We start from the raw sequence: 17,254 nt of genomic DNA on the forward strand, positions 1-17,254 counted from the left end.
GGCGACGGCTACGGAGCAGACCCCACGACACCCGGGCTGCCGCCCGACTGCCGCTGCGCCGCCGGGTCGTGGTTCACGGCTACGTACAGGCCGTACATCAGAAGACCCACCGTGCCGGCGATTCCGACGATCAGGCGCCAAGTCGCCGAGGGAACGGGAAGTGCGAGCGCCAGGACGCAGAGCGTCCAGAGCAGCAGGACGTTCATCAGCCGGTTCGGGATGCTGAGGATCCAGCCGCCGTCGAGGTCGAGCAGCCGGCTCTCGCCTGTCGAGCCGACAGAAGCGTGCTGATCAGCCGCCGTCCTCGCGGACTCCTCGTACTCCGGGGCGAGCCCGCCCGGGATGAACCAGCCGGCATCGCTGATGAAGACCGCGCCCGTACGATGCGGCCCCTTCCGGCCTCCGTGCCGGTTGCGGTCCGGCACCCAGACCAGATGGCCTTCCGTGCCACCTGCCGTGTCCACGTACCTGGCGTTGTTCCCCTGGACATGCAACCGCACGGGGCCCGTGGAAGTGTCCAGGCAGACGCGTGCCTTCCCGGCCCCATAACCGTCGTACCCGGACACGCTCGCCCGCAGCACCCGTTCGTCACCGCGCGGCCGCCGCGGAAAACGCTGGTCCCTACGGCTCGTGAGATAGCCGAAGGAGAGTGCCGCGACGAGGAACAGCCATCCCGAACCCAGAATCCAGGTCCACCAGTTGTTCATGGCGCGACCGGAGAGTTGACGGTCGACACCGGTCCTGTCGTTGTCGCCCACGGCTCCCAGGTCGGGCCGGCCGGGGGAGTAGGCGACATAGGCGTTCTCACCGACCGCCGCGGGATCCGGCCATTCCGATCGGAATTCGACGCGCTTCGCGCTTCCGGCTCCGTCGGCCGGAGGCAGCGTCACCGTCACGGTGCAGTAGTACGTGCTCCCGTTCTTGTGCCGGTCCTCGACGACATCCCGCACCGACTCGACCGGCAACGCCCTCACGACGGCGCCCGAAGAGGCGATCTGCGCTCCCTTGCCCGTGGGCGTGGGAGTACCCACCCCGAGGGCGAGCGGGAGGACCAGCACCATAACCCCGCCGTAGAACGACAGGGCCGCTCCGTTCAACAGGGCGGAGGCGCCTCGCAACCTCACGGGGAGCGTCCTGGGTCCGCGCTCTCCTGTGGCCGACGCGCGGTCGGCCAAGGCGCGATACACCAACGCGGGGACCGGGTTGCCCGACGAGCGTCGCAACGCCCATGCCGAGAGGGCAAGGACAGCGAGCACGACCGCGCAGCCCAGCACCAGAGCATCGCGCGGTGTCGACTTGACCATGAAGAGCCAGCACCCGAGGAGCACCGTCACCAGGAGGCATGCCACCCAGGCCACCACCTTGCCCAGGATGATGACCGGTCCGAGCATGCGAAGTCCGCCGTCCCGCATGGCACCCGTTTCCGTTCCGTCCGAACTGCTCATCCGAAGTCGTCCACCAGACTTGTGTTCTTTGAACCGTAACCAGTTCCGGCACGACACCATTCGCGTAGAGGGTCGACTATCCCGCACCAAGGAAGTCGCCTGTGCTGAAGAGGGACGACGAGTAGCGTCACGTGGTCCTGGTCCACCGCGTCGTCCACCATGACGGCCGCGAACTGGTCGTCGGATCCACCCCCCTCTCCCTCCCGGCTACCGTCCCGGACGCGCTGCTGTGCATCGGAGACGGCCACCCCGACCAGGGTGACGGCGAAGTCTCCGGTGCGGCCGTCGAGTGCGGCATGACCACCCGCATGACGCTTGACCTGGAACCGTCCCCACCGGTCCGACGGCCCACGCACTCACCCCGGCCGGCCGGATCACCGTCGGCTTCGACGGAGACCTGAACGGGAATCCGCCCAGGCCTTGGACGCGCCGGAAGTTCGGTGATCGCCGAGCATGCGCCGCACGTGCTTCTCCCCTCCTGAATCTGCCGCGCCACGCCGCATTGACAACAGCCGCTGGTCGGCGGGCGCACACTCGCGGTGTCGTCGGACTCATCCACGTACGTCCGGTCCATCGGCGGGACTGTTACTCCGCTTGGCGATGGCACGCACCAGACGTCGCGAGCCCCGCCCAGGCGGCGGACGGCGCTCCGTGCGAGACAGCGCCCAGGAGACTGCCCCGACCTCAGCCCGCTCCGTCGGCAGAAGTCACTCGTCCATGTCGATGGCGGACAGGGTGGCTCAACAAGATCGTGTTACGAGCTCTGTGTGTTTGCGGAGAGCAGGAAAGAGAGGGCCCAATTAGCGGTAGCTGCAAATTCACGCAAGTTTGCCCGATTGAGAGACAATGTCGCGCAAGTATCGGCAAGCATCTTCCCGTGGCGTTCGGTAATCGAGCACTCTCCCTAGGGTGAGTACAAGCTCCAACGCGGGAGGATGAAAGTGGCGCTGCATCGACTCTGCAAGGACCCGGAAAGTCCGAATAATGGCAGTCCGACACTCTACTACGACGATGAGACGGACACTTTCCTGTTTCAGTCGTGGAAGGTTGAGGACCTCAGGCGCCTTGCCTCGATCGCCGTTCCCGAGCATGAAACGGTGATCGAGTTCCCCAAGCGACTGCTTGCACTCTTCCCGCAGGCGGACGAGGTGTTGCACATCGGTGCATACATCGAGCGGATCAAATCGTAGCGGAAGGCCATTTTTACCGCCCTCGTTGCTGCGTCCCCTCGTTGGCGATGTAGGGGGCGCAGCCTGCAAACTGGACGCATGTCAGACTCCTCCAGTCTCAGGGAAGCCAGGCTAGCCCTGGGGCAACGTTTATGTGCTATTCGCCAGGAACGCGGGCTGACCGCCCGCGAACTGGCCAGACGATGTGGGTGGCACGAGTCCAAGTGCAGTCGAATCGAGAACGGTCACGCCTCGCCTTCCATCGTCGACATTCGCTTGTGGGCGCAGGTCTGCGAGGCGAGTGAGCAGGCGGACGAGCTGATCTCCATGGCCCATGGCATCCATGGGCTATATGTCGAGTGGCGCACGATGGAGCGGGCCGGGCTGAAACAAGCTCAGGAGAGGGTGCTCCCGCTGTGGGAGCAGACGCAACGGTTCAAGGCATACGCGCACTGTATGGTTCCCGGCCCGTTGCAGACGTCGGCTTACACCCGCGCCGTCCTTGCCGCGATCAAGGAACGGCGAGGGGCAACTGACGACGTGGACCTTGCTGTCCAGGCCCGGATGAGTAAGCAGAAGACCCTCACCGAAGGCGGTAGGCAGTTTGCCGTCCTTCTGGAGGAGTCAGTGCTCCACTACCGAATCGGGGACGCCGGCCTCATGGTTGGGCAGCTCAGCCGCCTGTTGGAGGTGGCGGTACTGCCGTCCGTGAGCCTGGGCGTTATTCCACGGGACGCCGACAGGAGCGCGATGTGGCCGGTCGAAGACTTCTGGATCTTCGATGGCCGGCAGGTCAATGTGGAACTGGTTTCAGCCTTCATCACCTTGAAGCAGTCGCGTGAAGTGAAGCAGTACATCGATGCCTTTGCTGACCTCGGACAGTACGCGGTGCACGGCGCGGGGGCCATCTCGCTCATTGCCATGGCCCTCGCGGCCTTCGCCTGATCGATCCGAGACCAGTTTTTCCTTCCATATCCATCACAGACAGGGGGATTGGTGCTGAGTAGGTCTGTGCGGCGAGGGGTCGGCCCGATCATGAGGCGGGCCTCTCGTGGGCAATACCCGACAGTCCGTCGCGCCGCTGGACTGTTGGGCGTTTTCATGGGATTAGGCGCGCTCACCATGGCCCTGTCGAACGGGGACGCCAACGACGACCCAGGAAAACAGGGAAGCAGCAGCGTCGGTGCGTCCGATCGACCGGACAGCGCCGAGGACGAATTTCACCAGCGGCTGCTTCTCACCATGCGTGTCCAGGGTGTCGTCGCAAGTCAGATCGGTAAGCCGGGCGAACGGCTCACCGTCTATTTCGGAGGCGGCGAGTCACGGCAACTCCGATTGGTCTACGGCTGTGTCGGTAGGGGTTTCCTCACTATTTCCGTGACGCCCCCGCCGTCGATCGCCGGCTCACGCAGGTCCATGTCCTGCGAGGAGGCCACCGGGTTGTTCAGCATCCACCATTCCGGCACCGCGATCATTGCCCCGAGCTCCGGGACTGTCCGAGTCATATGGGAGATCGTCGAGTCCGGCGGGCCCGCCTATGCCGTGCGAGGTTCGTAGACCGATCGGAACGGTCACGCAACCTGCTGTGAAGTTCGGCCGGGGGATGGACGGCAAGCACGCTGCCGTCCATCCCCTGCTCCGGTTCCGCCCGGTCAGGAGAGCCGACGTACGGCACGCGGCCCGGGCCCGTCCGCTGTTGCGGTGCAACAGGCCGGGGCTGAAGGGTCAGTCACCACCGGATCGGTCGCGCGTTTCCGCCTACGCATGAGGGGCACGGCAGGCGGCCTGTGCGGCGGCAGAGCTCGCAACCACCGAAGCCGCAACATCCCTCGCACCAGATCTCACGGTGCCCGGCGCACAACCCGCACCAGACCACGGTCGAGGCGTCCGACGGCGCGCTGTTCCGCGGCCCCGTGGGCCGTTGCCCGCGAGGCTGTGCGACTGTCGGCGCTGCCACTAGTGACCCTGGGGATGCCGGGCGAGAAAGGCGTTGCAGCCCGAGACGGTCGTCATGTCGCCTCCCGCCCACGCCCGGTCCCGGACGTTCGCCAGCGCGATGCACCCGGCACAATCCGGTACTGGCTCAGGGTCGAGTCGCGCCAGCAATTCAACCGGCTCGCTCGGGTTGGTCCTTGGTCCGCTCATGCCGACCCCTTCGCGTCGTCCGTTTCGTGACAACGCTAGGAATCGGGCCAGGTGGGCCTCAACGAATATGCACCAACTTGCACACAGTCACCCGAAAGAGTCGATAGCTGCCGTGATCAAGGCGCGCGCGGACGCACCGTAGACGGCCATCTCTGCCAGGTCAGCGAAAGTACGGGCGTACATGCCGATCTCGTGGGGCTGCGTGATCGTGAGGAACGCCGATACCAGCTCGACGTTCACCTGGGCGTCATCGAAGATCCAGAAGTCTTCGACAGGCCACAGAGCGGTGCGATCCGCTGTCAGTGGGATCACCCCCAGGCTGACATTCGGCAGCGCCGTAACGGACAGCAGGTGCCCGAGCTGTCCTGCCATGGTCTCAGCGCCGCCGACGCGATACCGCAGGGCGCTCTCTTCCAGAAGGATGGCGAAGCGGTGCCGCCCCTTGTGCAGGACGTTCTGTTTGTCGACGCGGACCTGAACGGCCGCTTCCAGGTCATCAGGAAGCTCGCGCCGGTCGCGAATCGACCTGAGTAGCCACTCGGTGTAGTCGCGAGTCTGGAGTGGGCCGGGAATGATCCATGACGAGTAGGCCCGGAAGTGCAGGGTCCGTTCCCACAGGGGGAGGACCGACTCCTGGGCACGGCGCAGGCCGGAGCGTTCCATGCGCCGCCACTCGATGTAGGCGCCATCGATGTTACGGGCTGCGGCGATCAGGTCGGCCGTCTGTCCTTCAGCGGCGCAGTGCAGAGTCCATGCCCTCAGATCCTCGTCCGACGGCCCCGTACGCCCGTTCTCGATACGGCTGCACTTGGACTCATGCCAGCCGGCCCGTGCGGCCAGCTCCCGCGCGGTCAGACCCGAATCCTTGCGGATCTCACGCAGGCGCTTGCCCAGAGCCTCACGGGCTTTCAGGACGCTGGACGATGCCGTCACGTTCTACCGTTCCGAGTGCGCTGTTCAGACTGGCCGTCGGTACTCCTCGTGCGGTGTGGCGTGGTCCCGGGTGACAGGGAAAGCCGACGCGCACAATTCCACCACGGTCCAGTCGGTTACGAGGTCCTCATCGGTCATTACCCCTTTCCTGTACTCACCGGTCAGTGCGTACTCGCTGTACGGCATCGCTGGGCTCTCCGCGGCATGTCCGTCGGTCAAGGTTGTTGTGTCCTCCTTCGCAGGGGGCGGCGATCGACATGACTGAGCTTGTGCCGGATCGTCCTGACGCACCAGCGACTTGCACGAACTTCTACGGCGAGGAGGGGTGTAGGGGACCGTCCCGCCCCTCCCGGCGTGGGCTCATTCGGGCGGGGCGGAGTGAGTTCGCCGGCGGGACAGCGGGGTTCATCCGAAAAGCCTCGTCCGGCGGCGGAGTCGGGCTGCTTCCTCCCTCCTCCTCGTGGACGACGCCAAGACGCCTGCCTCGGTCGGCTGCGACCCCCAGGGCGTCGAAGGGCGATTCGGAGAGGCGAAGGACGACGAAACGGAACTCCACTTCTGACGAGCGCACGCCGTCCATGAAGGTTCATACCCTCGTGCCCACCAGTCGGCGAAGGGTACGGCCTCAGTCAATGCGGTGTCCCGGATGCGCAACCACTGGGCTCCGTCGGACTCCGGTTCCCGCTGCGCCCCGAGGAATTCTCCTGCATGGTTGTAATCGATAGTGATAACGAGTGTGGGCGGCACGCCCGCCTGCTGTCATGCCCACTCTCGGATCATGTTGCGCAGGAGCGCCGTTCTCCTGCGCATGAGGCCGGCCGGCCCCGTCGGTTCCGCCTCACGGCCGGGGCTCCGGAAGGTCACCACCGGATCGGTCGGGCGTTTCCGCCTACGCACGAGGGGCACGGCAGGCGGCCCGTACGCCCGCAGCGCTCGCAACCGCCGAATCCGCAGCACTCGTCCGCACCAGACCTCACGGTGCCCCGTGCACAACCCGCAGCAGCGTACGGCCGGGGCGCCTGTCGGCGGGGTGTCCCGGGACCGTGTGGTCCTCTGGCGAAGCGGCGCGGCTGTCGGCGCCGTCACTGGTGACCCTGGGGGTGCCGGTTGAGAAAGACATTGCAGTCCGAGACGGTCGTCATGTCGCCTCCCGCCCGGGCCCGGTCCCGGACGTTCGCCGGCTCGGTGCACCCGGCACAGCCCGGTACCGGCTGCGGTTCGGGTTCCCATCGCAGGGGAAGTTCAACCGGCGCGGTGCTGTATCTCGTCGGCTCGGTCATCCCGGTCTCCTCGCGTTGTCCGTGTGAAGACCACGCTAGGAACGGGGAGGAGCGAACATGTAGTAGTCAGTTCTACTCGGTTGCACGCGAGTTTCAGCGCAGCGCGTCAATGGCGGCTGTTACCAGCCCGCGTGCCTCGACTCCGTATACGGCCAGTTCCCGCAGCTCGGCGAAAGCCTTGAGGTAGAGAGCGACCTCGCTGGGTGCGGTTACCGTGACTTGAGCGGAGAGCAATTCCACATGTACTCGCTGGTCATCGAAGGCGTTGAAGGCCTCCAGTGTCCACATACGGCGTTCCCGTGCCGCGAACGGGACGATGCCCAGGGACACGGCGGGCAGCGACATGACCGACAGCAGGTGGCCGAGTTGCCCGGCCATGGTCGCAGTGTCGCCGAGTTGATAGCGCAAGACGGACTCTTCCATCAGCATCGTGAACCGGTGGTTCCCCTCATGGAGGACGCGGGCACGGGCCGTGCGGGCGGCGACGGCTTGGGCGGTGTCGTCGGGAGCGCTGTGGAAACGGCCGATGATGGACAGCAGCGCGGTCGCGTAGGCGGGCGTCTGGAAGAGTCCGGACACCACATGTGAGGCGTAGCCGCGGAACAGCCGTGTGCGTTCGTACAACGGCAGACGAGACTCTGGAGACGCCGCAGCCCGGTGCGCTGGAGCTGCCGCCATTCGACGTATGCGGAATCAGCCGTACGCGATGCGGCGATGATGTCGGCCGCCTGGTCGTCTATACCGCACGCCGCGCACCACCTGCGGAAGCGGTCGAAGAAGGCGTCGTACGCGTCCTCGCCGAGGACCTTGCGCAGCGCCTTGCGCTGGAGCTCCTCGGTCGAGGGGTAGCCGGTGATGAAGTTCTCCATGTTCATCCACCCGCCGAGGCCCACCCGCGCAGCCGGATCGTGTCGCCTGCCGCGGTGACGAGGTGATCACCCTCGACACGGATCATCACGGAGGGGTCGTACTTCACGGACGCGTGGCTCATGGTGGTGTCGTACTCCTGGAACGTGGGGGACGTGCGGACGGGGCGGGCGGGGCGGGCCGGACCGGCGGCCCGGGGCCGGGCCTGGGTCGGGGGCCGGACCCGCACCGGGGGCCGAAGCTGTACCGGGGGCCGGGGCCCCGGTCACTTGCCGAAACCGGCGGTGAGGCCGCGTACGAGATAGCGCCGGCCCACCAGATAGGCGGCGAGCATCGGCAGCGTGGAGAGCACCACGGCCGCCAGGATCGCGGGGACGTTGACGGTGAACTCGCCCTGGAACGTCCACAGCGCCATCGGCAGCACCCGCTGGTCGGGGCTCTGCGTGAGGATCAGCGGGAAGAGGAAGCCGTTCCACACGTGCAGTCCGTCACGAGGATGACGGCGAGCACACTGGCGCCGCCCATGTCGTTGGAGCTGAAGCCCGTCAGATGCATGTCCAGGGGCAGCAGCCGCGTGGCGTTGCCGGGACCGCCGCCGGTCGGCTACCGGGCGGCCCTGGAGGGCGCGGGCATCGCGTACGACCCCGATCTGGTGCGCGCGGCCGGGTACGAGGAGAGCGAATCGATGGAGGCGGCCCGCCGGCTGCTGGAGCTGCCGGAACGGCCCACCGCGATCTTCGCCGCGAACGACCTGTCGGCGATCTCCACCATGGAGGTCGCCCTCACGCTCGGCATGAAGGTGCCCGACGACCTGTCCGTCAGCGGCTTCGACAACATCCCCGAGAGCGTCATGGTCCGGCCCCCCTGACCACCATCGAACAGCCGCTGCAGCTGATGGGACAGCGGGCGGTCGAGATGCTGCTGGAGATCCTCGCCGGCCGGACCCCGTCCACGCCGCACCTGCGCCTGCCGACCCGCCTGGTGAGCCGCGATTCCTGCGCCGCGCCGCCGCCGGGCGGGCGGACAGGCCGATGGGTTCACCGTCCTGACCCCCGTGCGCGCCGGTCCCCCCCCGTGCGCGCGCCCCGGGGGTCAGACCGCGAAGAACTCCTCCAGCACCGGCGCCAGCACGTGCGGCGCCACGTCGTGCATCTGGCCCGTGAGGGTGCGGTGCCGGCCACGGGGAAGGGCTTCGGCCACCGCCTTCGCCGCGTTCCGCAGGGACGCCGGGCTGCACCCGCCGTCCACCACCATGGCGCGGGTGCCGATCGCCGCCAGCCTGTCGGCCGGGACCGGCCCCGCTCCCAGGATCGCGTGGTCGTACGCCAAGGTATGCGCCAGATCCGTCAGGCCCGGCCACATCGGGGACCGCCGCATCCCGCCGATCACCTCGGGCTCCAGGTCCGCCAGCGTCAGGAACAGCTCGACCGCCTCGTCCCGCCGCCCCCGCGACAGCAGGTCGGTCAGCCGCTCCAGGAAGGCCGCCCTCCCCGGCAGATCCGCCGGATCGGTGGTGTACGGGGGCTCGTACACCGCCAGTTGAGCCACCGGCAGCCCGGCGGCCGCCGCCTCCAGGACCAGGCAGGCGCCCGAGGAGATGCCGTACAGGGAGACGCCGTCGCCGGCCTCGGCGACGAGAGCCGCCAGGTCCTCCACCTCACGCTCCACCGCGTACGGCGGGGTGTCGCCGCTGGCGCCGCGCCCGCGCCGGTCGTACGTGATCACGCCGAAGCGCGGCGCGAGCAGCCTGGCCAGCGGAGCCGCGGACTCCGCCGTGCTGAACGCGCCGCCCACCAGAATGACCGGCGGCCCGTCGTCCGACCGCCGGTACGCGATCAGGGTGCCGTCCCCCGACTTCGCCTTGCGCATGGTGTCCATGCCGACTCAGACCGGAGCGGGCGGCGCGACTCATCGCTCGGCCGGAAGATTTTTCCCGGCCGGATTCTGTACCGGTTCCCCCGGCCGGATTTCCGCGGCCGGGTCCTCAGCCGGAGACGACCTCGGTGTCGTAGAAGGAGAAGTGGTCCTTGATCTGCGCGACGTCCGCGAACGGCTCGGGATAGGCCCACACCAGGTCCTCGGCGCCCGGGAGGGACCAGTAGGAGGCGTCGCCCTTGTAAGGACAGTGGCTGGTGCTCGACGAGGGCGTCAGCAGCTCGGTGCTCACATCCTCCGGCGGGATGTAGTACCGCACGGAGTGTCCGGTCTCGTGCAGCAGCAGGGGCCGACGGCTGTCGGCGAGGACCTTGCCGTCGCGCACGACGCGTACATGCTCAGTGCCCTGTTCAATGGTGATGGTATGTCCTGTTGCCATGGTGACCAGTGTCCCTTTCGGCGATCGGATGCCTTCCCATGCTTCAGCAACGAACCACCGCGAGGTCTTCCCGCCCTACGGTTGGCCGATGAATATCTGCGTCTTCCTCTCCGCCGCCGACCTCGACGAGCGCTACACCCGCCCCGCCCGCGCCTTCGCCGAGCTGATCGGCCGGGGCGGCCACACCCTGGTCTGGGGCGGCTCCGACAGCGGGCTCATGAAGGTCGTCGCCGACGGGGTCCAGCAGGCCGGCGGCCGGCTCGTCGGCGTCTCGGTGGACTTCCTCGGCGCCATGGCCAGGCCGAACGCCGACGAGATGATCGTCGCCAGGGACCTCGCCGAACGCAAGGCGCTGCTCCTCGCCAGATCCGACGCGATCGTGATCATGGTCGGAGGTACCGGCACCCTGGACGAGGCCACCGAGATCCTGGAGCTCAAGAAGCACGCCCTGCACGCCAAGCCGGTGGTGCTGCTCAACACGGCGGGCTTCTACGACGGCCTCAAGCAGCAGTTCCTGCGCATGGACGCGGAGGGCTTCCTGCCCGTTCCCCTCACCGACCTGGTCTTCTTCGCGGACGATGGGGCGGACGCCCTCGCCTACCTGGAGGCGTTCGCGGGTCCCCGGTGATGCGACCATGACCGCATGGCTACTCATCTGATCACCGGGGCGGGCTCAGGCATCGGCGCCGCCGTCGCGCGCCGTCTGCACGAACGCGGCGACGACCTCCTGCTCCTCGCCCGCGACGCCGGGCGCGCCAAAGAACTCGCCGCGGAGCTGCCCGGCGCCCGCACCCTCGTCGGCGACCTCGCCAACCCCGACCGGCTCTCCTGGGCGCTGGCCCAGCAGTCCGTCCCGGACCGGCTCGACTCGCTCCTGCACATCGCGGGCGTCGTCGACCTCGGACCGGTCGGGGAACTGACCACCAAGGCCTGGCACGGCCAGCTCAACGTCAACCTCGTCGCCCCCGCCGAGCTGACCCGGCTCGTCCTGCCCCAGCTGCGGGTCTCGAACGGGCAGGTGATCTTCGTCAACTCGGGCGCCGGACTCAGCGCGGGACCCGAGTGGAGCGCGTACGCCGCCTCCAAGCACGGCCTCAAGGCACTCGCGGACTCGCTGCGCCAGGAGGAGAAGCCGAACGGTGTGCGCGTGACCTCGGTCTATCCGGGCCGTACCGCGAGCCCCATGCAGGTCAAGATCCACCAGCTGGAGGGCAACGAGTACGACCCGTCCCGCTGGATCGACCCGGAGTCGGTCGCGACGACGATCCTCGCGGCGCTCGACCTCCCGCGTGACGCGCAGATCGACGACCTGACCGTACGGCCGGGCCGGTGAGCGAGGCCGCCGAGGCACCCCGGTCGGCTCTCCGGTCGGCTCTCCGGGGCTCCGCCACCGGCGTCGGGTCGATGCCCGGCGGCGACGCCCGGGAGAGCGCCAGGGCCGTCACCGGCACCTTCGAGGACTTCCCGTACCTCCCGGAACTGCCCGCGCGCGGCCCCGGCGCCGACATGATCGGGCGGACGGCCGGGCTGCTCGCCGAGGTCTACGCCCGGGTGGAGCCCAGCGGCTGGCGCATCAGCGACCGGCCGGGCCGGGACACCAAGCGGGCCCGCTCCTGGCTGGGGGAGGACCTCGACGCGCTGGAGGAGTTCACCCAGGGGTACGAGGGTCCGCTCAAGATCCAGGCGGTCGGGCCCTGGACGCTCGCCGCCGCGCTGGAACTGCGTAACGGGGAGTCGGCGCTCAGCGACCTCGGCGCCTGCCGTGATCTGACCGGATCGCTGGTGGAGGGGCTGACCGCGCATCTCGCGGAGGTACGGCGCCGGGTGCCCGGCGCCGTACCGCTTCTCCAGCTCGACGAGCCGTCCCTCACCTCCGTCCTGCGCGGACACATCAGGTCGGCCAGTGGCTACCGCACGCACCGGGCGGTGGACCGCCAGGCCGTCGAGAGTGCCCTGCGGGAGGTCATCGCGGTGAGCGAGGGGGGCGCGGTCGTGCACTCCTGCGCACCCGACGTGCCGTTCGCGCTGCTGCGGAGGGCGGGCGCGGACGCCGTCTCCTTCGATTTCAGCCTGCTCACCGAACGTGACGAGGAAACGATCGGCGAGGCGGTGGAGGGCGGTACGAAACTCTTCGCCGGAATCGTGCCGGGCACCGACAGCCGATTGTCGGACCCGGCCGGTAGCGTCATGGGTGTCAGAACGCTGTGGCGCAGGCTGGGGCTGAATCCGGGGACTCTCACGGAGTCCGTGGTGCTCACCCCGGCGTGCGGGCTCGCGGGGGCCTCTCCCGCGTACGCGCACGCCGCGCTGGCGCACTGCGTCACGGCCGCGAAATCCCTCGCGGACAACCCTGAGTGACGATTCCGGAAGACGGATCGTGGCCTCGGGCCGTGGCGCCGGGGCGTGGCCGGGCCGTGGCGCCGGGCCGTGCTGACGGGGCGTGGCGACGGGGTCCCGGGCGGCGGGGCTCCGGGTGGTGGTGAACATCGGTGAACGGGAGGACGAAACGGTGGCCGGCGAACAGCAGACGGCAGTGCCCGCGGACGCACGGGAGCAGCACGCGCAGCTCTCCGAGCAGATCGAGGAGCACCGCTTCCGGTACTACGTGAAGGACCAGCCCGTCGTCAGCGACGCCGAGTTCGACCGGCTGCTGCGGTCGCTGCGGGAGCTGGAGGAGAGATATCCCGAGCTGCGTACGCCCGACTCGCCGACCCAGCAGGTCGCGCGGGCGTACGCGACGGAATTCACCGCCGTCCAGCACCGCGAGCGCATGCTCTCCCTGGACAACGCGTTCGACGACGAGGAGCTGGCCGGCTGGGCCGACCGCGTCGCCAAGGACGTGGGCACCCCGGACTACCACTTCCTGTGCGAGCTGAAGGTCGACGGCCTCGCGGTCAACCTCACCTACGAGCGCGGCAGGCTGACCCGCGCCGCCACCCGCGGCGACGGCCGCACCGGCGAGGACATCACGCCCAACGTCCGGACGATCGCCGAGATCCCGCACCGGCTGCGGGGCGAGCGGGTCCCCGATCTCGTCGAGATCCGCGGCGAGGTCTACTTCCCGATGGAAGCGTTCCAGGAGCTGAACGAGCGGTTGGTGGCGGCCGGCGACAAGCCCTTCGCCAACCCGCGCAACGCGGCGGCGGGTTCCCTGCGCCAGAAGGATCCCAAGGTCACCGCCGGCCGGCCGCTGCACATGGTGGTGCACGGCATCGGGGCGCGCGAGGGCTTCGACACCGACCGCCTGTCGGGCGCCTACGAGCTGCTGCGGGAATGGGGCCTGCCCACCGCCCAGCACAACAAGGTCGTCCAGGGGCTCGACGGCGTCCGGGAGTTCATCGCGTACTTCGGTGAGAACCGCCACTCGGTGGAGCACGAGATCGACGGGGTGGTCGTCAAGCTCGACGAGATCCCCCTCCAGGGCCGGCTGGGCTCCACCTCGCGCGCCCCGCGCTGGGCGATCGCCTGGAAGTACGCGCCCGAGGAGGTCAACACCAAGCTGGTCAACATCCGGGTCGGCGTGGGCCGCACCGGCCGCGTCACGCCGTACGCCCAGGTCGAGCCGGTCACGGTGGCGGGCTCCGAGGTCGAGTTCGCCACCCTGCACAACCAGGACGTGGTGAAGGCCAAGGGCGTGTGGATCGGCGACACCGTCGTGCTGCGCAAGGCCGGCGACGTGATCCCGGAGATCCTCGGCCCGGTCATCGATCTGCGGCCCGACGACGCGTACGAGTTCGTGATGCCGGCCGCGTGCCCCGAGTGCGGCACGGCGCTGCGCCCGATGAAGGAGGGCGACGTCGACCTGCGCTGCCCCAACGGCCGTAGCTGCCCGGCCCAGTTGCGCGAGCGGCTGTTCTATCTGGCGGGCCGCAAGTCGCTCGACATCGAGAACTTCGGCTACGTGGCCGCCGCCGCCCTGACGAAGCCTCTGGAGCCGGGCACGCCGCCACTGGCCGACGAGGGTGATCTCTTCGACCTCACGATCGAACAACTGCTCCCCATTCGGGCGTACGTCCTCGACCAGGACAGCGGGCTGCCCAAGCGCGATCCGAAGACCGGCGAGGAGAAGATCGCGACGGTCTTCGCCAACCAGGAGGGCGCGCCGAGGAAGAACGCCCTGGCGATGCTGGAGAACATCGCGGCGGCCAAGGAGCGGCCGCTGGCCCGGATCATCGTCGGGCTCTCCATCCGTCACGTGGGGCCGGTCGCGGCCGAGGCGCTGGCCAGGGAATTCCGCTCGATCGACCGGATCGAGCAGGCCGGCGAGGAGGAGCTGGCGGCCGTCGAGGGCGTCGGACCGACCATCGCGGCCTCCCTCAAGCAATGGTTCGAGGTCGACTGGCACCGCGAGATCCTGCGCAAGTGGCGGGCCGCCGGGGTCCGTACGGAGGACGAGGGCGCGGGTGAGGAGCAGGGCCCCCGGCCGCTGGAGGGCCTCACCGTCGTCGTGACCGGCACCCTGGAGCGGTACACGCGGGATGGCGCGAAAGAGGCGCTCCAGACGCGTGGCGCGAAGGTGACCGGGTCCGTCTCGAAGAAGACGTCGTTCGTCGTGGTCGGGGAGAATCCCGGTTCGAAGTACGACAAGGCCATGCAGCTGAAGGTGCCGGTCCTGGACGAAGAGGGCTTCACCGTCCTGCTCGCACAAGGACCGGAGGCGGCCAGGGAAGCCGCGGTCACCCCCGAGGAGTAGCGAGTCGGACCTTCGGTGGCAGACCGTCAAGTTCACCCGTTCGGGCGCATATCAGATGGATACGGATGGGCAGGTGGCATTCGGGCAACAGCAGGAGAGCGCTGCCCGTTGACGGGTTTACCCGCCTACTGTTGAGATGTGCGCCTGTCGTGCACGGCTGCGTGGTGCGATTCCAGCCGTGGTGGCATGACAACGTGCCATCGCGTGGCATCGGCACCGCCGGCTGTGAAGAGGGACGGGAATGAAACCGACCGAGAGCGCCGCCCCGGTCTCACCCCCGCGCGGATTCGCGGGAATCGCGGGCTTGACAGGCATGACCGCCATGGCGCCCGCCCTGGTGGTGGGAGTGGCCGTCGCCGTGCTGGCGACCGGACTCGTCCGGGCCGTCGGGGACGGCCGCGCGCTCTTCCCCGGGGGTACGAGCGGCTGGGCCATGGCCGTGCTCACCGGCATCATCGTCGGCCATCTGGTCGCGCTCGGCCGCGACCGCTGGTGGGGCGGCACGGGCTCGGGAGCGGCCCTCACGCTCGCCGTCCTGCTGCTGTACGGCTGGGTGCCGGCCGGACTCGTCAGCCTCGCCGTCGTGGTGCTGGTCGGCGTGGCCCGCAGGCGCCGCTGGCGCCAGGGCGTCACCCAGGGCGCCGCGGACATGCTCGGCATCGGCGCCGCCGCGCTCGTCCTCGCGGCGTTCGGCCAGGTCCCGACCGTCGAACATCCCTGGCAGCCGCTCCACTGGGGGATCGGCAGCGCCCTGGGCATCGTCCTCGCGGCCTGCGCCCATCTCGCGGTCACCCGGCTGCTGCTCTGGTACATGACGGCCCCCCAGGGCGGTGGCCTGCCGACCGTCGCCCGTTCGGCCCTGTACCGGCAGGGTATGGTCGCCGTCGCCCTCCTCGGCATCGCCCCGCTGATCTGTGTGGTCGCGATGGCCCTGCCCGTTCTGCTGCCGCTCTTCTCCATCCCGCTGATCGCCCTGGACTCCACGCTCTGGATCGCCCGGGCGCGCGCCGAGGAGCAGCTGCGCGACCCGCTGACCGGGCTGCCCAACCGGCAGTGGCTGCTGGAGCGGGCCTGGACGGCACTGGAGGACGCGGAGGGCCTCGGCGCCCGGTCCGGGCTGGTCCTGATCGACCTCGACCGCTTCCGTTCCGTCAATGACACCCTCGGCCACCTCGCCGGCGACCGGCTGCTGTTGCAGATCGCCGACCGGCTCCGGCTGGCCCTGCCGCGCGGCGCGGAGGTCGCCCGGCTCGGCGGCGACGAATTCGCGGTGCTGCTGCCGACCTGCGACTCCACGACCAGCGCCCAGCGCGTCGCCCGCCACCTGGTGGCCGAGCTGTCCTCGCCGCTCGACCTCGACGGCCTGACCCTGGTCCTGGAGGCGAGCGCCGGGGTCGCCGTCTACCCCGAGCACGCGCAGGACGCCGAGGGCCTGCTGCGCCGCGCGGACGTGGCGATGTACCAGGCGAAGCGGGACCGTACGGGCGTCGAGGTCTACGAGTCCAAGCGGGACTCCAACACCCCGGACCGCCTCGGTCTGCTCGGCGACCTGCGGCGCGCGCTGGACGCCGGTGAGGTGGAGCTGCACTACCAGCCCAAGGTCCGCTTCGACGGCCAGGTGGCCGGCCTGGAGGCACTGGTGCGCTGGGTGCACCCGGACCGCGGCCGGGTCCCCCCGGACGAGTTCATCGCGATCGCCGAATCCTCCGGCCTGATGCCGCATCTGACGGAGTACGTGCTGGAGACGGCCCTCGCCCAGGTCGCCCGCTGGCGGGCCCAGGGCCTGATGGTGCCGGTGGCCGTCAACGTCTCACCGCGCGATGTCCACACCCCCGGCTTCGCGGGCGCGGTCGCGGCCCGGCTGGCCCGCCACAGCGTCCCCGCCGGATCCCTGCAGCTGGAGATAACGGAACACGTCCTCCTGGAGGACCCCCAGCGGGCCGCCGACACCCTCGCGGCCCTCACCGGTCACGGCGTGAAGATGTCCCTCGACGACTTCGGTACGGGGTACTCCTCGCTGGTCCACCTGCGCCGGCTCCCGGTGAGCGAGCTCAAGATCGACCGCTCCTTCGTGGCCCGCCTCGCCGTCGACAACGAGGACGCGGAGATCGTCCGCTGCACCGTCGACCTGGCGCACTCGCTGGGCCTGCTGGTCGTCGCGGAGGGTGTCGAGGACGACGAGACCTGGGAGCGCCTGCGGGACCTGGGCTGCGACGCGGTCCAGGGCTGGCTGGTGGCCGCCGCGATGCCGCCCCCGGAGGCGACGGCCTGGCTGCTGGCCAGGGGCGAGCGTGGCTGGCAGCGCCCCGCGGAACTGGAAGCGGCCCGCCGCGCGCAGGCGGCCCGGGTCGTCCAGTAGTCCGGCCCGGGCGTCCGGTGGTCCGGCCCGGGGCTGACGCGCCCGGGCC

Annotated in this window: 15 protein-coding genes and 2 pseudogenes; 10 read left to right on the forward strand and 7 right to left on the reverse strand. The window is 69.2% G+C overall.

Features of this window, described 5'->3' with window-relative positions; genetic code table 11:
• Nucleotides 1–8: 8 nt before the first annotated feature.
• Nucleotides 9–1,445 (reverse strand): hypothetical protein, encoded by a 1,437-nt coding sequence (locus ACIBAE_RS02030; protein WP_399281813.1) that lies wholly within the window; start codon nucleotides 1,443–1,445, stop codon nucleotides 9–11.
• 131 nt (nucleotides 1,446–1,576) lie between these two features.
• Between ACIBAE_RS02030 and ACIBAE_RS02035 the strand changes: the two genes are divergently transcribed.
• The 4 genes from ACIBAE_RS02035 to ACIBAE_RS02050 all read left to right on the forward strand — a co-directional run bounded on the left by ACIBAE_RS02035 (nucleotide 1,577) and on the right by ACIBAE_RS02050 (nucleotide 4,171).
• Complete coding sequence (locus ACIBAE_RS02035) at nucleotides 1,577–1,846, forward strand: acetamidase/formamidase family protein (RefSeq protein ID WP_399281814.1); 270 nt, start codon at nucleotides 1,577–1,579, stop codon at nucleotides 1,844–1,846.
• Nucleotides 1,847–2,386: 540 nt separating this feature from the next.
• Nucleotides 2,387–2,635 carry a hypothetical protein gene (locus ACIBAE_RS02040; protein WP_399281815.1) on the forward strand — a complete coding sequence of 83 codons (249 nt, stop codon included), beginning with the start codon at nucleotides 2,387–2,389 and terminating at the stop codon, nucleotides 2,633–2,635.
• Nucleotides 2,636–2,713: 78 nt separating this feature from the next.
• The gene (locus ACIBAE_RS02045; protein ID WP_399281816.1) at nucleotides 2,714–3,559 is read left to right on the forward strand and encodes a helix-turn-helix domain-containing protein; all 846 of its coding nucleotides are present in this window, start codon (nucleotides 2,714–2,716) and stop codon (nucleotides 3,557–3,559) included.
• 177 nt (nucleotides 3,560–3,736) lie between these two features.
• Entirely contained in the window at nucleotides 3,737–4,171 is a 435-nt protein-coding gene (locus ACIBAE_RS02050; RefSeq protein ID WP_399281817.1) for a hypothetical protein, read from the forward strand.
• A gap of 675 nt (nucleotides 4,172–4,846) precedes the next feature.
• Here ACIBAE_RS02050 and ACIBAE_RS02055 read toward each other — a convergent pair.
• The 4 genes and pseudogenes from ACIBAE_RS02055 to ACIBAE_RS02070 all read right to left on the reverse strand — a co-directional run.
• Nucleotides 4,847–5,692 carry a helix-turn-helix domain-containing protein gene (locus tag ACIBAE_RS02055; RefSeq protein WP_399281818.1) on the reverse strand — a complete coding sequence of 282 codons (846 nt, stop codon included), beginning with the start codon at nucleotides 5,690–5,692 and terminating at the stop codon, nucleotides 4,847–4,849.
• Between the two features lie 1,082 nt (nucleotides 5,693–6,774).
• Nucleotides 6,775–6,972, reverse strand: coding sequence for a hypothetical protein (locus tag ACIBAE_RS02060; RefSeq protein ID WP_399281819.1), 198 nt, complete (start codon nucleotides 6,970–6,972; stop codon nucleotides 6,775–6,777).
• A gap of 93 nt (nucleotides 6,973–7,065) precedes the next feature.
• Nucleotides 7,066–7,596 (reverse strand): DUF5753 domain-containing protein, encoded by a 531-nt coding sequence (locus ACIBAE_RS02065; protein WP_399281820.1) that lies wholly within the window; start codon nucleotides 7,594–7,596, stop codon nucleotides 7,066–7,068.
• Between the two features lie 508 nt (nucleotides 7,597–8,104).
• A pseudogene (locus tag ACIBAE_RS02070) lies at nucleotides 8,105–8,329 on the reverse strand (carbohydrate ABC transporter permease); the annotation flags it as partial.
• A gap of 63 nt (nucleotides 8,330–8,392) precedes the next feature.
• Here ACIBAE_RS02070 and ACIBAE_RS02075 point away from each other — a divergent pair.
• Nucleotides 8,393–8,778: pseudogene (locus ACIBAE_RS02075) on the forward strand (substrate-binding domain-containing protein); the annotation flags it as partial.
• Nucleotides 8,779–8,931: 153 nt separating this feature from the next.
• Here the strand turns inward: ACIBAE_RS02075 and ACIBAE_RS02080 are convergent.
• Both ACIBAE_RS02080 and ACIBAE_RS02085 read right to left on the reverse strand, forming a co-directional pair.
• Nucleotides 8,932–9,708, reverse strand: coding sequence for an alpha/beta fold hydrolase (locus ACIBAE_RS02080; RefSeq protein WP_399281996.1), 777 nt, complete (start codon nucleotides 9,706–9,708; stop codon nucleotides 8,932–8,934).
• Nucleotides 9,709–9,823: 115 nt separating this feature from the next.
• Nucleotides 9,824–10,153: a DUF427 domain-containing protein gene (locus ACIBAE_RS02085; RefSeq protein ID WP_399281821.1), complete on the reverse strand. Its 330-nt coding sequence runs from the start codon at nucleotides 10,151–10,153 to the stop codon at nucleotides 9,824–9,826.
• An 88-nt stretch (nucleotides 10,154–10,241) separates the two neighbouring features.
• On the opposite strand from ACIBAE_RS02085, the gene ACIBAE_RS02090 reads away from it, so the two are divergent.
• From ACIBAE_RS02090 to ACIBAE_RS02110, 5 genes are all read left to right on the forward strand, one after another.
• Nucleotides 10,242–10,781, forward strand: a complete 540-nt coding sequence (locus tag ACIBAE_RS02090; protein WP_399281822.1) for a TIGR00730 family Rossman fold protein — start codon at nucleotides 10,242–10,244, stop codon at nucleotides 10,779–10,781.
• Between the two features lie 15 nt (nucleotides 10,782–10,796).
• Nucleotides 10,797–11,486 carry an SDR family oxidoreductase gene (locus ACIBAE_RS02095; protein WP_399281823.1) on the forward strand — a complete coding sequence of 230 codons (690 nt, stop codon included), beginning with the start codon at nucleotides 10,797–10,799 and terminating at the stop codon, nucleotides 11,484–11,486.
• Nucleotides 11,483–12,511, forward strand: a complete 1,029-nt coding sequence (locus ACIBAE_RS02100; RefSeq protein WP_399281824.1) for a methionine synthase — start codon at nucleotides 11,483–11,485, stop codon at nucleotides 12,509–12,511. Before ACIBAE_RS02095 ends, ACIBAE_RS02100 begins: the two co-directional genes overlap by 4 nt.
• Before the next feature lie 151 nt (nucleotides 12,512–12,662).
• Nucleotides 12,663–14,846 (forward strand): NAD-dependent DNA ligase LigA, encoded by a 2,184-nt coding sequence (gene ligA / locus ACIBAE_RS02105; protein WP_399281997.1) that lies wholly within the window; start codon nucleotides 12,663–12,665, stop codon nucleotides 14,844–14,846.
• A gap of 241 nt (nucleotides 14,847–15,087) precedes the next feature.
• On the forward strand, nucleotides 15,088–17,205 hold the full coding sequence (locus tag ACIBAE_RS02110) for a putative bifunctional diguanylate cyclase/phosphodiesterase (protein WP_399281825.1): 2,118 nt from the start codon (nucleotides 15,088–15,090) through the stop codon (nucleotides 17,203–17,205).
• Nucleotides 17,206–17,254 lie beyond the last annotated feature (49 nt).

The sequence above is a fragment of the Streptomyces sp. NPDC051569 genome (genome assembly GCF_044454085.1).
Taxonomy (GTDB): domain Bacteria; phylum Actinomycetota; class Actinomycetes; order Streptomycetales; family Streptomycetaceae; genus Streptomyces.

Excerpts from the sequence above, each read along its gene's own strand:
- ACIBAE_RS02030 (WP_399281813.1), bottom strand. The coding sequence starts at position 1,445 with ATGAGCAGTTCGGACGGAACGGAAACGGGTGCCATGCGGGACGGCGGA.
- ACIBAE_RS02045 (WP_399281816.1), top strand. The coding sequence starts at position 2,714 with ATGTCAGACTCCTCCAGTCTCAGGGAAGCCAGGCTAGCCCTGGGGCAA.
- ACIBAE_RS02050 (WP_399281817.1), top strand. The coding sequence starts at position 3,737 with ATGGCCCTGTCGAACGGGGACGCCAACGACGACCCAGGAAAACAGGGA.
- ACIBAE_RS02060 (WP_399281819.1), bottom strand. The coding sequence starts at position 6,972 with ATGACCGAGCCGACGAGATACAGCACCGCGCCGGTTGAACTTCCCCTG.
- ACIBAE_RS02080 (WP_399281996.1), bottom strand. The coding sequence starts at position 9,708 with ATGCGCAAGGCGAAGTCGGGGGACGGCACCCTGATCGCGTACCGGCGG.
- ACIBAE_RS02085 (WP_399281821.1), bottom strand. The coding sequence starts at position 10,153 with ATGGCAACAGGACATACCATCACCATTGAACAGGGCACTGAGCATGTA.
- ACIBAE_RS02090 (WP_399281822.1), top strand. The coding sequence starts at position 10,242 with ATGAATATCTGCGTCTTCCTCTCCGCCGCCGACCTCGACGAGCGCTAC.
- ACIBAE_RS02095 (WP_399281823.1), top strand. The coding sequence starts at position 10,797 with ATGGCTACTCATCTGATCACCGGGGCGGGCTCAGGCATCGGCGCCGCC.
- ACIBAE_RS02110 (WP_399281825.1), top strand. The coding sequence starts at position 15,088 with ATGAAACCGACCGAGAGCGCCGCCCCGGTCTCACCCCCGCGCGGATTC.